11 protein-coding genes and 1 pseudogene are annotated in these 13,665 nt (G+C 48.3%); 6 read left to right on the top strand and 6 right to left on the bottom strand.

Annotated elements, in window-relative coordinates; all coding sequences use genetic code 11:
* Positions 1-184 precede the first annotated feature (184 nt).
* Complete coding sequence (locus tag VP504_RS03925; protein ID WP_325893045.1) at positions 185-1,372, top strand: iron-containing alcohol dehydrogenase; 1,188 nt, start codon at positions 185-187, stop codon at positions 1,370-1,372.
* Between the two features lie 6 nt (positions 1,373-1,378).
* Here the strand turns inward: VP504_RS03925 and VP504_RS03920 are convergent, their stop codons facing one another.
* Positions 1,379-2,143 (bottom strand): response regulator transcription factor, encoded by a 765-nt coding sequence (locus tag VP504_RS03920; RefSeq protein ID WP_325893044.1) that lies wholly within the window; start codon positions 2,141-2,143, stop codon positions 1,379-1,381.
* Positions 2,144-2,240: 97 nt separating this feature from the next.
* Here VP504_RS03920 and VP504_RS03915 point away from each other — a divergent pair, with 97 nt between their 5' ends.
* From VP504_RS03915 to VP504_RS03900, 4 genes are all read left to right on the top strand, one after another.
* Positions 2,241-2,726 carry a YybH family protein gene (locus VP504_RS03915; RefSeq protein WP_325893043.1) on the top strand — a complete coding sequence of 162 codons (486 nt, stop codon included), beginning with the start codon at positions 2,241-2,243 and terminating at the stop codon, positions 2,724-2,726.
* Positions 2,727-2,800: 74 nt separating this feature from the next.
* Positions 2,801-3,523 (top strand): oxygen-insensitive NADPH nitroreductase, encoded by a 723-nt coding sequence (gene nfsA, locus VP504_RS03910; RefSeq protein WP_325893042.1) that lies wholly within the window; start codon positions 2,801-2,803, stop codon positions 3,521-3,523.
* A 419-nt stretch (positions 3,524-3,942) separates the two neighbouring features.
* Positions 3,943-5,166 carry an L-lactate MFS transporter gene (locus VP504_RS03905; protein WP_062712716.1) on the top strand — a complete coding sequence of 408 codons (1,224 nt, stop codon included), beginning with the start codon at positions 3,943-3,945 and terminating at the stop codon, positions 5,164-5,166.
* 396 nt (positions 5,167-5,562) lie between these two features.
* Positions 5,563-6,147 (top strand): RNA polymerase sigma factor, encoded by a 585-nt coding sequence (locus tag VP504_RS03900; RefSeq protein ID WP_325893041.1) that lies wholly within the window; start codon positions 5,563-5,565, stop codon positions 6,145-6,147.
* A gap of 93 nt (positions 6,148-6,240) precedes the next feature.
* On the opposite strand, the gene VP504_RS03895 is transcribed toward VP504_RS03900, so the two are convergent.
* The 4 genes from VP504_RS03895 to pabB form a co-directional block, all read right to left on the bottom strand.
* On the bottom strand, positions 6,241-7,602 hold the full coding sequence (locus tag VP504_RS03895) for an L-serine ammonia-lyase (RefSeq protein WP_002541359.1): 1,362 nt from the start codon (positions 7,600-7,602) through the stop codon (positions 6,241-6,243).
* Between the two features lie 224 nt (positions 7,603-7,826).
* Complete coding sequence (locus VP504_RS03890) at positions 7,827-9,092, bottom strand: serine/threonine transporter (protein WP_325893040.1); 1,266 nt, start codon at positions 9,090-9,092, stop codon at positions 7,827-7,829.
* A 201-nt stretch (positions 9,093-9,293) separates the two neighbouring features.
* Complete coding sequence (locus tag VP504_RS03885) at positions 9,294-9,986, bottom strand: CoA pyrophosphatase (protein WP_325893039.1); 693 nt, start codon at positions 9,984-9,986, stop codon at positions 9,294-9,296.
* Positions 9,987-10,014: 28 nt separating this feature from the next.
* Positions 10,015-11,367 carry an aminodeoxychorismate synthase component I gene (gene pabB / locus VP504_RS03880; RefSeq protein ID WP_325893038.1) on the bottom strand — a complete coding sequence of 451 codons (1,353 nt, stop codon included), beginning with the start codon at positions 11,365-11,367 and terminating at the stop codon, positions 10,015-10,017.
* 317 nt (positions 11,368-11,684) lie between these two features.
* On the opposite strand from pabB, the gene VP504_RS03875 reads away from it, so the two are divergent.
* Positions 11,685-13,199, top strand: a complete 1,515-nt coding sequence (locus tag VP504_RS03875; RefSeq protein WP_325893037.1) for a fumarate hydratase — start codon at positions 11,685-11,687, stop codon at positions 13,197-13,199.
* A gap of 179 nt (positions 13,200-13,378) precedes the next feature.
* Here VP504_RS03875 and VP504_RS03870 read toward each other — a convergent pair.
* A pseudogene (locus VP504_RS03870) lies at positions 13,379-13,567 on the bottom strand (tyrosine-type recombinase/integrase); the annotation flags it as partial.
* Between the last annotated feature and the right edge of the window lie 98 nt (positions 13,568-13,665).

Below are 13,665 nucleotides of genomic sequence, written 5' to 3'. Positions count from 1 at the left end.
TCGTATTCCAATGATGCCTTTCAAAGGTTGTGATTCGGGCTGCACATGTTTAAAACGTTGAAGCTTTAACCTCCCAGTCTCTGCTTTGTATCAATTTTATACTCACTCAAGTGCGTAAATTGAGTAGTGGATTTTTCGGTTTAAGGATCTGCTTTTCGTTAATTATCAGATCCAGGGAGGTGCGATGTTTCAATTTATGACCGCAACGCGGATTATTTTTGGTGAAGGCGCTCTCAACAATTCCTTCTCTATATTCAATAACTACGGATACAGTGCGCTTGTCGTGACAGGACGGGACGACCAACGCGCAGAGCCATTGCTCACTTATCTTTCCCAGCAAAACATTCGGTATCAACGTCTGGCTGTTCATGATGAACCGCTCATTGCCATGGTGGAAGAAATGGCCGCGGCAGGGCGTTTGTTTAAACCTGATATGGTGATTGCTATAGGAGGGGGCAGCGTCATGGACGTTGGCAAGGCTCTTTCTGCGCTTATTCCAAACCAAGGCAGTGTTTACGACTATGTGGAAGTCGTCGGCCGGGCTCTGCCATTCACTGCTAAGCCTTTGCCTTGTATTGCAATTCCAACGACCGCTGGGACCGGTTCTGAAGTTACCAGAAATGCCGTTATGATATCCGCACAGGAAAAAGTGAAAGCAGCAATTCGAAGCCCTGATCTGATCCCTGATGTGGCTATTATCGACCCAACCCTCACTTATGGCGCAGAAAAATCGCTCTCTGCTCGTTGTGGCATGGATGCGTTCACTCATTTGATGGAAGCTTATGTCTGCAGTGAGCCGAATCCACTGACGGACATGATTTGCGAAGAAGGCCTGCGCCGGCTAGCCCCTGCGATTATTCATGCCTGCGAAGACGATGACCCGAAAGCCCGGGCTGACATGGCGTTTGCTTCTATGTTGGGTGGCATGGCGCAGTCCAACGCTAAATTGGGCTCAGCACATGGTTTGGCGGCGGTATTGGGCGCGGTGTTGGATGCTCCACACGGCGTAATCACAGCCCAACTTGCCCCTTATGTGATGGCTGAGAATGTTCTTGCCGCGCGCGAAGCGGGACGTATTACTTTGCTAAACCGTTACCGGCAGTTGGCCTGCATTCTGACTGGGAGAATGAACGCGGAGCCCAGTGATGGCATTGTCTGGGTACAGCGCACTTTGAAGCGTTTGGAATTACCTTTGCTTTGCCAATATGGGCTTTGTGAATCCGTATTTAACGATGTTGTGACAAGGGCAATGAAGTTGAGTTCAATCAAAGGTAATGCGATGCCATTGAATGAAGAGCGGTTGACTAACATTCTCAGCCGGATGTGTAAGGAAGAATCCGTTTCTGAAAGCTTGAGCCCAAATCCCAGCTGACCGTATTCAGAACCAGTGAATGCAACGGCGTACAAGGTCCGTTTGATTTTGTGCGCCAGTTTTCTTTCTGGCGCTTCTTAATTGGTTCTCGATGGTGCGCTGCGATTTATGGAGTTTATCGGCGATCTGCGAATAACTTTTTCCCTCCGCGGCGAGTTTGACAGCCTGCAATTCAGCTTTCGTTACCAGGCAATTTTTAGTGACCGCAGAGCTTCTGCTTGCATTGAGCAGTGGAGCCAGAAAGGTATTGGAAAATTGGTAAATGTATTCCGTTTCTTTTGGGGTCCAAATTCGGTAGCCATCACATTGGTCTATGCACAAGACCGCGAGATCCTTTTTTGGAACCTTTACCGATACGGCGATCATAGATACTGCTTCGGCTTCAGCCAATGCATCATGAAGACCGTTCAATAAGGGGTTGGATTGAACATGATGAAACGGAATAGGGACGTTTGATTTCCATATGGTTTGCATCGACAAGTGTCGATTAGGGATCCGAGCACCAATCATTGACGGTAACTCTCCTGTCGCATCGCTATATTCATTGGTTGGGTTGTAGCTGCGCTCTTTACGTGAAGATAAGCCAGCATCAACGCGGTTTGCCTTTAGGCGTTCGCCAATAAATCGGGTAGCGATATTGAGCATCGCATTGGGATCATCAAGTTCAAGAATCAAATGAGCGATAGCGTCTTGAGTGGCTCCATCCAGAGATTTTCTGCGTCTATCTAATAAATCTCGTTTTAGCGTTTTTCTATCTGAGTAACTTAGCATCCTAACATCCCTGATTTAGGTATTTCTTGTCATCGCCCACCACCTTTAACGCTGGTTAAACTCGAAAAGAACGTTAAATAACCAGCGGAGAGCTATCATGTCCTTGCTACAAAAAAAGCAATTTCTTATCGTCATCACCAGTTTCTTTTTCGTCTTTTCTGGCTTTGTCTCGGCATCGGAACAGAGATGGATAAAACCTATGGATCCTGTCGGGCAAGTGACTAACGCCAGCCAAGTATTTCAGGAAACATACAATCAAAAAGATGCTGAAAAATTGGGTCATTTTTACGCTAAAACGGCCACCTTGAAGTTGGATCAGAATCCGTCCGTACATTATCGAGATAACATTGTTCAGGCTTGGCGTGCTGGTTTTGAGCAAGGCGTCGACAACCTTCAACTGGAACCGATTGAAATCATTCGTACTGGATTTCGGAAGGTGGTCGAAACCGGTAACTATGTACTGACCATTAACACCCCAGATGGCGCTATTCAACAGACAGGTTCTTACACCGTGCTTTGGCGTGTGCATCCTTTCGGCATCAAGCCGCCCAAAATAATTTTTGACGTTGTTAACGCCAATTAAGCTTCGTATTCAGGCGTCTGTGTTCTTTATGTCATTATTGGCCACTATTGGTAAAAATCAGGGACGCCTTCTTAATGAATACCGCTATCAATACCATTCTTTCTCACCGCTCGATAAGAAAGTTCACTGAGCAACGCATTACGGATGAACAACGCAATGCGATTATCGATTGCGCGAGAGCGGCATCTACCTCGAGCTTTATCCAATGCACCAGTATTATTCGGGTTATCGACAAAGAGAAAAGGCAACGTCTTGCTGAATATGCGGGGAATCAGGCTTATGTTACTGATGCCGCAGAGTTCTTCGTATTTTGCGCTGACTTCAACCGTCATTTACAGATTAAACCAGATGCGCAATTAGGCTTTGCCGAACAAACCCTGATTGGTGCGATAGACGGCGCGTTGATGGCCCAAAACGCACTAATAGCAGCAGAGTCTTTAGGATTGGGTGGCGTTTATATTGGTGGGCTCAGAAACAATCCTGATAAAGTGGCTGATCTTCTGCAACTGCCAGCGTATGTGATTCCATTGTTCGGACTTTGTCTTGGCTATCCGGCGCAAGATCCAGAAGTCAAACCACGCTTGCCATCAGAGTTGGTGGTTCATACCGATGAGTATTCAGAGATGAATAAAACCGTTTTGGAATCTTATGACGCCGAGGTACGGGAGTATTACCAAACCCGAACAGGTGGAAACAAAGAGATGAGCTGGAGCGAGCAGATTTCTGGCACTCTCAGTAAAGAAGCACGTCCGTTTATGAAAGCTTTCCTCGAGAGGAAAGGATTCAGTATCAAGTAATCCATTCTCAGAAGATATCAGTGACCTTGATTTGGTCAGCAAGGCATCTGAATGTCGAAGTTTCATTGTACACATATCTATCGCTTCGAGCCTTTATTGTAAAGGGACTCGGGGTGATTTCATTTCTATGCTCCTACACGTTTTGTTACACCCATTGATCAATAAACCACCGCAAGAAAAACTTTTTTCGCGATAAACAAAAGTAGATGGTGATCACGCTCTCATTCCCTGATAGACTCCGCGCGCTTCTGTCATTCTCATCAAATTTGAAGAATGCCAAAAATAATTTATATCTTCGCAGTTTTGACTATTAATTCATCAATTTAGTTAAAGAGTTACGCGGGGATATTGGGTTGGGTGGCGCAGTAGGGGGCTAATGCCGGCGACACCTTTTATTAGTGAATTTATTGAGTCGTAACATGAACAAACTGAACAAAGCTACGGGCGTACTTGCAGCCGGTTTCTTTATCAATATGTGTATCGGCATCCTGTACGCGTGGTCTGTATTCAAGCAGTCACTGGTAGAACAGGGTTGGTCGAACGCTGATGCATCTATGCCTTACACCGTTGCAACCATCTGTTTTGCACTTTCTCTGCTGGTGGCGGGTAACCTGCAAGACCGTATGGGTCCTCGTAAAGTTCTGATCCTGGGTACCATCATGGTTGGTATTGGCATGATCGTATCTAGCTTTGCTTCATCTCCTATGACTCTGCTGCTGAGTTTTGGTGTGATCACCGGTTGTGGTATCGGTTTCGGTTATGCGTGTCTGTCTCCAGCAGCAATGAAGTGGTTTCACCCATCTAAGAAGGGCATGGTTAACGGCCTGATCGCAGCAGGCTTTGGTCTGGCAGCGGTATACCTGGCGCCACTGACTTCTATGCTGATTGAAGGTTACGGCGTTCAGCAAAGTTTCATGATCCTCGGTGTAGGTATTCTGGCCATCGCTGTTCCACTGGCGTGCACCATTAACAACCCACCTGCGGACTACACGCCAGAAGCACCTGCTGGTTACGTAGCGAAAGCAGGCGCTGGCGACAGCAACATGGGTTGGCGTGAAATGGTTAAGACTCCACAGTTCTATTCACTGTGGTTGATGTACGCGCTGGCGTCTTCTGCGGGTCTGATGGTGATCGGTAACATCACTTCTATCGCGATCAACCAGTCTGATCTGACTCAAGTTGCGTTCCTTGTTGTTGTTCTGTCTATCTTCAACTCAGGCGGTCGTGTTGCTGCAGGTATCCTGTCTGACAAGATCGGTGGCCTGAAAACTCTGATGCTGGCGTTCATCATGCAAGGCATTAACATGATGATGTTCGCAACCTACAACACTGAGTTCACTCTGATGGTAGGTGCGGCTGTTGCAGGTGTAGGTTACGGCACACTGCTGGCAGTATTCCCATCTATCACTGCTGACTACTACGGCCTGAAAAACTACGGCGGTAACTACGGCGTGCTTTATACCGCATGGGGTGTGAGTGGTTTCATTGGTCCTGTTGTTGCTGCAACCGCAGTAGACATGACCGGCAACTACGTGATGGCATACACCATCTGTGCAGCAATGCTGGCTGTGGCAGTTGTCCTGTCTTTCATTACCAAACCGGTGAAAGCAGAAGCAGCAAACGCACAGAAAGTTGCAGCGTAATCGCTAACAACAAAGCTTTTCAAAGCCCGCTTTATGCGGGTTTTTTTATATCCAAATTTTCTAGAATTCCTCATTTTCGTCCTCTTTATCGCATCATTAATCCCCCCGAATTATATGCAAATCCGAGGTCTGACCTTAGACTAGAGCTGATAATGTGTTCCACTGGTGAGACTTTCTGAGACATTCTAAAGTCGCAACTTTTTTAGGGTAATTGAACGCTGTTCTAAATCAGTGCCAATAAGTGATTGATAATAAAACGCCGTTCAATAGCGGTGATGAATAACTGGTCATGTTTGTTGATATACACAGGCATTTTTGAATAGAAAACACTGTTTGATTGTTCAGTTTGCATTGGCTAGGTTGTGTTCACCACTCGAATACCAGGAGGGTATTAACATGCATTCAGTGGATTCAACCTGTATTAAAAACAGTGAGCGTGAACAGATAGCTAGGATTCAGGCGGGGCACCCGTTAGCCCGCAACTACTTCGACCAACTGGTCGCGAGCTACTTGTCACCATTACATCGTCGATGCATGGCATGGTTAGGTTGTCCTTATGACGCGGATGACGTGTTGCAAGAAACCTTAGTGCGGAGTTTCCGCTACATCCACGCCTATCGCGGCGAAGCTGCATTCAGAAGCTGGTTATATGCGATTGCAGACAATCAGTGCAGAAGCTATTTGAAAAAACGTGCGACTCATTGCCAACGTTTTGTCTCCGACGAGTTACAAGAGGAAGTTGGCGTTGAAGAGAAATGTCCTGTGACATCTGATCAGGGTATTTCAGACTCAGTGCAGTCATTGGCGAAAACTGCACAGGAAATTCTGGTGCTGCGTTTCGAACATGACCTCTCGCTCGAAGAAATCAGCAACGTCTTGGGCCTTGGCTTGAGTGCGACGAAAATGCGTCTTTACCGCGCCATTGATGCGGCAGAGAAGCATGTACTGAAGAACGAGGAGGCCATGCTTGCAACGGCTTGAAATTCGAATAGCAAATCGTGAATAAAGAAAACCGCCAACTTGGGCGGTTTTCTTTTTGTTTCAAAGGAAACGGAACCTAATCAGTAGAGGTAATTAGCAAATGACTTTGATTGCCAGACCACCTTGAGAGGTTTCACGGTACTTGGCATTCATGTCTTTACCGGTTTCCAGCATGGTTTCGATAACCTTGTCCAGAGACACGCGTGGCTCAGAAGAGCGGCGCAGCGCCATACGGGTAGAGTTGATCGCTTTCATGGCAGCAATACCGTTACGCTCGATACAAGGAACCTGTACTTGACCTGCAACAGGGTCACACGTCAGACCCAGGTTGTGCTCCATACCGATTTCCGCAGCGATACATACCTGCTGTGGGCTACCGCCCATCAGCTCAGCCAGACCTGCTGCCGCCATTGAACAGGCAACACCGACTTCACCCTGACAACCTACTTCCGCGCCAGAGATGGATGCATTTTGTTTGTATAGACCGCCAATCGCGCCAGAAACCGCGAAGTAACGGGTGTATTCACGAGGGCTCACGGTTTGAATGAACTTGTCATAGTAAGCCAGAACGGCAGGGATGATGCCACACGCGCCATTAGTTGGTGCGGTTACAACACGGCCGCCTGCTGCGTTCTCTTCGTTAACCGCAAACGCGAACATGTTTACCCAGTCAACCACTGCCATTGGGTCGTTCGAGAACTTCTCGGTAGACAGAAGCTGTTGGCGGAGCGCTGCTGCACGACGTGGAACACGCAGTGGACCAGGCAACACACCTTCGTTGTTCATACCGCGATCCAGACACTCACGCATGGTGCGCCACACGTTACCGAAGTAGGTTTCGATTTCATCTTCCGTGTGCATCGCACGCATGTTTGCCATCACAACCGCACTGATTGATAGGCCAGTCTCTTTACAATGGTTCAGCAGTTCTTCCGCGCTGTTGAATTCATAAGGAACAGCGACTTTATTTTCGTCTTCTTTGCCGAAGTTCTCTTCGTCAACAATAAAACCACCGCCGATAGAGTAGTAAGTCTTGGCGTAGGCTTTCTCTTCACCAGACCATGCAGTAATGGTCATGCCATTTTCGTGCAGGGGCAGGTTAGTGGTGTGGAAGTTCATACCGCCTTCACGTGGGAAGTCGACGGTGTGAAGTTGGATACCTACTGGCAGACGTTCGGTTTCTTCAACACGTGCGATGAAGCCAGGAATGCTGTCGATATCAACGTTCTCTGGAGAGTTGCCCGCCAGACCCATGATGATAGCCACATCAGTGTGGTGACCTTTACCGGTCAGAGACAGAGAACCATAAACATCCACAGTGATCTTGGTGATGTCCTGCAGCTTCTCCATGCGGGTCAGATCGTCGATGAATGATTTACCGGCTTTCATTGGGCCAACAGTGTGCGAGCTGGAAGGACCTACGCCGATTTTATAGATATCAAAAACGCTGATCATGTGTCATACCTCAGTCAATGCCCGTGGTTTACGTGGACGGGCATTTGGATTAATTCGTTTATATCCATCCGTGGAGGTGACATATTGCTGAGCCGATATACCCTAGGTTTTGTTGACCTTAAATGTTAGGTATTTACCTTTCCGTGGCTCAGTGAAAAAAGCAAAAAAGAGCAAGGAATTTAAGCATCCTTGCTCTTTTGGGGCTGTGCATTCTACACGATTTATTAGGCGATGAAACCGTACATAATCGCTGAAATGGCTACCATACCCATGAAAGTGACGAAGATGTTGCTCGCCTTACCGCCGTACTTCTGCATAGACGGTACTTTCTTGATCGCGTACATCGGCATGATGAACAGAATGGTCGCGATGATAGGGCCACCCAGAGATTCAATCATACCGAGAATGCTTGGGTTGATGGTTGCAACAATCCAGCTGGTGATGATAACGAAAGCCACGGTGAACATATCGATTTTCTTCATGTTCACTTGTTTACCGCGCGAGCGCAGTTGCTTGATGATGATACCGTTCAGACCTTCACGTGCACCCATGTAGTGACCGAAGAAAGAAGAGACGATAGCAACGAAGGCAACGATTGGACCCAGATAAGAGATGAATGGGCTTTCGTGTTTGTTCGCCAGGTAAGACAGAACCGCCAGGTTTTGTGCTTTCGCTTCTGCCAGATCAGCAGGCGTCAGGCTCAGAACACAAGAGAACACGAACAGCATTACGAAACCAAGCAGCATGCCCGAGGTGCGGAACAGGATTTGGTTTGATTTACGCTCTGCATTGTCACCGTAGTCACGGGTCTGTGCCATAGAGAACGCAGAGATCGCCGGGCTGTGGTTGAACGCGAAAACCAGAACTGGGATAGAGATCCACAGGGTTGTCATGAAATCACCCGCTGTAGGAATTTGCTGCAGTGCAGACATGTTCCAGTCAGGGATCAAGTAGATAGACATGAACAGCAGGATGGCAACCAGAGGGTAAACCAGGAACTGAGTCACTTTCAGCATCAGTTTCTCACCCGCCAGCATGACTGACATCATACCCATGATAAGGATGATAGACAGAACAGCGCGTGGCAGAGATTCCATGCCAAGTTGGTTAACCATGAAAGAGTCAACAGTGTTGGTGATACCAACGCCGTAAATCAAAACGATTGGGTAAATCGCGAAAAAGTAGAGCAGCGTAATGAGTTTACCCGCAGTCGCGCCGAAGTGCTCCTCAACGACTTCGGTGATGTCGCTGCCTGGCTTCTTAGAAGACAGAACGAAACGTGCAAGGCCGCGGTGAGCCAGATAAGTCATAGGACCAACCAAGATCGCCAAGGCAACCAGAGGCCAAAAACCGTTTAGGCCAGCGTTAATCGGAAGGAACAAAATACCTGCACCTACTGCTGTACCAAACAGAGATAGCATCCAGGTGGTATCTAGAGCAGACCACTTCATTTTGTCTGCGCTCGAAGTCGTGTTTGACTGAGTTTGCATTGTTTAATCACCAAAAATAATACGGAACAGGTCAGAAACTGATGCGTATTGTTTACATTTTTTCACTGTAAACCGTGATTAAGATCATTTTTGTGGCAACAATATTTCGTGTGACGAATTTATTTGATCTCACTACATTCACAATTTTTATGGTTTAAAAACCTTGTTTAAAGACCGTAAAAATAGTTGAGGCATTAAAAATTAGTTGAGAGAAAGTTGCTGACTGAGGGCATGTAGTATCTGAGCGGTAACACCCCAGATGAGGTGATTTTTATAGCTCATCGCGTAGATATGGTAGGTGTTACCACGAACATAGAATGGTTGCTTTGTGATGGCATCTTGTCTCAAAAACTGAGCAAGTGGCACCTCAAAAAGGCTGTGAACTTCGTTGGCATCCAGAACAGGTATGTAATCGGCATCAACAAACGCGATAACAGGTGTCACAAGATAGCCACTGACTGTTGGAAGGGGTGCCAAACAGCCGAGAAGATGCGCTCTGTCTGTGGTAACACCAATCTCTTCTTCCATTTCACGGATTGCCGTTGCGACGATATCAGTGTCAGACTCTTCTGCTTTGCCGCCCGGAAAACTAATTTGCCCTGGGTGATGCTTCAAATGCATCGCGCGCTTGGTGAAAAGAACATGGAGTTCCCCATCTCTCTCTGCAAGCGCGATCATTACTGCTGCGGGTCGAAGGTCAGGAGTGCCCTGAAGACGCATTGCATCTGTCGCACGTTGAATGACACGCTTGTCGTAATGATAACTTGGGCTGAGGCTAAAACGCTGGACCAGCCAATGGCGGGATAGGGGGCCTATATGGCTTTGGCGGCTGTGTGCGGCCGAATTTGTCGTTTGCTGTTGCGAGGCGTTATCCATCCTTAATATTTTCAACATGCGTCCTACCTAATGCGCTGTGTTGTCCCTAAGAAGACAACACAGGAAGAATTCGACTGAGCTTGTCGAGCGTTTCCTGATACTCCGACGCTGCCTGACTGTCTGCGACCACACCGCCGCCAGCCCAGGCGTAAATGTGCTGTTGATGGCACACCAGTGTCCGAATCGTAATACTGGTGTCCATGGTGCCGCACCGGCTCAAGTAGCCAATGCTGCCACAGTAAATGCTGCGTCGATGCGGCTCCAGCTCCTCGATAATCTCCATGGCACGCACTTTGGGTGCGCCGGTTATCGAACCACCGGGGAAGCAGGCTCGGAGCAAATCTTCACCGTACTTATCATCAGAAAGCGTTCCCGTTACGGTACTGACCATATGATGGACGGCCGGAAATGTCTCAATATCAAAAAGTTTAGGTACATTTACCGAACCTGGCGAGGCGACTCGGCCAATATCGTTACGTAAAAGGTCAACAATCATCAGATTTTCGGCGCGATCTTTCTCTGCATTCTTCAGGCAATGGATGTTTGCTGCATCCGCCGCAGCGTCGCTATGGCGAGGACGGGTGCCTTTAATCGGCTTGGTTTCAATCTCTCTGCCATGCAGTTGCAGGAATCGTTCTGGGGAGACTGAAAGAATCGCTGCGTCTTCGAGGCGAATGAAGCCGGAGAAGGGCGCACCGTTGGTTTTCGCTAGCCTTTGGTAGGCTTCCCACTCGCTGCCTTGATAAGGCGCATCAAAACGTTGAGCAAGGTTGATTTGATAACAATCGCCAGATTTCAGATATGCCTGTACACGGTCGAACCTTTCTTTATAGGTTTCCGGCGTCATGTTCGCCTGCCATTGACCTTCCATAGTGAATACTGAGGCTTTTGCTTCCTGATGGCCTTCCAGCCATGCGAGTCTGTTTTTACCCTCCGGTTGGATCAGTACCAGCTTTTTCTCTTTATGGTCTGCAATCACTGCCCAGTCATAAATACCGACAGCCATATCTGGAATGTCGATATCACGGGTCGCCAGCTCAGGCAAAGTCTCTACCTGACGGCCAAGGTCATAAGCGAAGTAACCCAAAGCGCCACCAAGGAATGGCCAAGGGGAAATGGGTTCTGATCGAGGCAAAAGGGAAAGCTGAAGCGCATGCAACTCTTCAAACGGATCGGTCTCGCCAGATGCGGTGCGACCGTCACGATACCAAATGCGGTTGATGCCGTTTTCACTGCAAAGCGTTGCGATGGGGTCGGCCACCAGAATATCAAAGCGGTTGTCCGGATGACGCTCCGCTGCAGAATGCAGCAGCATTGCCCAAGGTTGGGATTCAATACGGGAAAAAAGCGACGTGAGTGCTGATGGTGAGTACTCAAGAAACTGCAGAGTGATAGGCATTCGTCTCGATTCGGTCATTTTCGTGTTTTTGTGATCGGCATTGAAGCGTCTGTTGGCGCTAAATCGGCCGTAAGAGTATCATAATCGTGGCTTTTAAAGCCAAGTTTGGAAAGTGAAAAATCAAGTGGCGAAAAGTCATTCGCCCAATCAAGGACGCGAGAGGGTCGCTTCTCTGGCAAATCTGCCGAATAAGAGAAAGCGGCCTACTATTTTGTAATACCTATTCGTAATACAAAGCTCGACTGGAAGCACTGTTTAGCCCGCATTGATAAGTGAGCGAACAGCGCCAAAGAATCATAAAAATTAAAGAGGCAACTATGACTGTCATTCGTAAGGAAGATGTCATCGACAGTGTCGCTGACGCCCTACAATACATCTCCTACTATCACCCTATCGATTTTGTTCAAGCCCTCGAAAAGGCGTACGAAAAAGAGCAAAGCCAAGCGGCTAAAGACGCCATCGCCCAAATTCTGATCAACTCCCGCATGTCGGCAGAAGGCAAACGCCCAATCTGCCAGGACACGGGCATTGTGACCTGCTTCGTGAACATCGGAATGGATGTCCAGTGGGAAAGCGACCTCACCGTGCAACAAATGGTCGATGAAGGCGTACGTCGCGCTTACAACAACCCTGACAACCCGCTGCGTGCCTCTGTGGTTGCAGACCCAGCGGGTGCCCGTAAGAACACCAAAGACAACACCCCAGCGGTAGTTCACATCAACATGGTGCCGGGCGATAAAGTGGAAATCCAAATCGCGGCGAAAGGCGGCGGTTCTGAAAACAAAACCAAAATGGTGATGCTCAACCCATCTGACGATGTAGCAGCGTGGGTTGAGAAAACCCTGCCAACCATGGGTGCAGGCTGGTGTCCACCGGGCATGCTCGGTATTGGTATCGGCGGTACGGCAGAGAAAGCAGCCGTGCTGGCAAAAGAATCTCTGATGGAACACATCGACATTCAAGAGCTGATTGACCGTGGTCCAGAAAACGCAGAAGAAGAGCTTCGTCTTGATATCTTCAACCGTGTGAACAAACTGGGTATCGGCGCTCAAGGCCTTGGTGGCTTAACCACAGTTGTTGATGTGAAAATCAAAACCGCGCCAACGCACGCAGCGTCTAAGCCTGTTTGTTTGATCCCTAACTGTGCGGCGACTCGCCACGTTCACTTCACCCTTGATGGTTCAGGCCCAGCCGACCTTCAGCCACCAAAACTGGAAGAGTGGCCAGAAGTCACCTGGGAAGTGGGCGAAAACGTTCGTCGTGCAAACCTGGATGAAGTCACCAAAGAAGACATCCAAGAGTGGAAGACAGGTGAAACGGTTCTGCTTTCAGGCAAGATCCTGACCGGTCGTGATGCCGCACACAAACGTATTCAGGAAATGCTGAACAGCGGTCAAGGTCTGCCAGACGGCGTGGACTTCAACGGACGCTTTATTTACTACGTTGGCCCAGTTGATGCAGTGGGTGATGAGGCTGTTGGCCCTGCTGGCCCAACGACGTCAACCCGCATGGATAAGTTCACTGATATGATGCTCAGCGAAACGGGTCTTATCGGCATGATCGGTAAAGCAGAGCGTGGCCCTGCAACGGTCGAATCCATCAAACAACACAAAGCCGTTTACCTCATGGCCGTTGGCGGTGCTGCATACTTGGTAGCAAAAGCCATCAAGAAAGCACGTGTTGTCGCGTTTGAAGATTTGGGTATGGAAGCGATTTACGAATTTGACGTCGTTGATATGCCAGTGACGGTTGCCGTCGATTCGCGCGGTGACAACGCCCACCAAATCGGCCCTGACACCTGGAAGGTGAAAATCGCTGAAATGGAAGGCTAAGCCCAAACGGCATCAGCTTGAAAACCAATAAAACCGCGGCCTAGGCTGCGGTTTTTGTTTGCCGATTGCTTGAGGTTGATCGTAGAAGTATTGCCACAATTTCTATTGGGGTGCCCAGTTTATTAGTATTTCAATCAATACGACTACTGGGTTTAACGCGCAGGGGCGGTAGCGTGGAATTATAGTAGTCTAGACAGCGGGCTGATGACTCCGCTGGCACCGCTATTTAAAACATGTGTGTATATCTGCGTGGTTCTAATATCAGAATGTCCTAACTGCTCTTGCACCGTCCTGATGTCTGCTCCGGCTTCTAGAAGATGTGTAGCAAATGAGTGTCGAAGTGTGTGACAACTTACTGCTTTGCTTATTTGTGTAGCCCGCCGCGAAAACTGAAAAATGGAACCGCTTATTTTGGAAAGTGTGTGGTATCCCATTTTAAGCGGTTTCTTTGTGCAGTGTGAGGGGT

It is taken from the genome of Grimontia sp. NTOU-MAR1 (assembly GCF_035758505.1).
Taxonomy (GTDB): Bacteria; Pseudomonadota; Gammaproteobacteria; order Enterobacterales; family Vibrionaceae; genus Enterovibrio; species Enterovibrio marinus.
This window is presented reverse-complemented; position numbering and strand designations above follow the sequence as displayed.

Coding starts and splice junctions, on each gene's coding strand:
- VP504_RS03925 (WP_325893045.1), top strand. CDS start 185: ATGTTTCAATTTATGACCGCAACGCGGATTATTTTTGGTGAAGGCGCT.
- VP504_RS03920 (WP_325893044.1), bottom strand. CDS start 2,143: ATGCTAAGTTACTCAGATAGAAAAACGCTAAAACGAGATTTATTAGAT.
- VP504_RS03915 (WP_325893043.1), top strand. CDS start 2,241: ATGTCCTTGCTACAAAAAAAGCAATTTCTTATCGTCATCACCAGTTTC.
- nfsA (WP_325893042.1), top strand. CDS start 2,801: ATGAATACCGCTATCAATACCATTCTTTCTCACCGCTCGATAAGAAAG.
- VP504_RS03905 (WP_062712716.1), top strand. CDS start 3,943: ATGAACAAACTGAACAAAGCTACGGGCGTACTTGCAGCCGGTTTCTTT.
- VP504_RS03900 (WP_325893041.1), top strand. CDS start 5,563: ATGCATTCAGTGGATTCAACCTGTATTAAAAACAGTGAGCGTGAACAG.
- VP504_RS03895 (WP_002541359.1), bottom strand. CDS start 7,602: ATGATCAGCGTTTTTGATATCTATAAAATCGGCGTAGGTCCTTCCAGC.
- VP504_RS03890 (WP_325893040.1), bottom strand. CDS start 9,092: ATGCAAACTCAGTCAAACACGACTTCGAGCGCAGACAAAATGAAGTGG.
- VP504_RS03885 (WP_325893039.1), bottom strand. CDS start 9,986: ATGTTGAAAATATTAAGGATGGATAACGCCTCGCAACAGCAAACGACA.
- pabB (WP_325893038.1), bottom strand. CDS start 11,367: ATGCCTATCACTCTGCAGTTTCTTGAGTACTCACCATCAGCACTCACG.
- VP504_RS03875 (WP_325893037.1), top strand. CDS start 11,685: ATGACTGTCATTCGTAAGGAAGATGTCATCGACAGTGTCGCTGACGCC.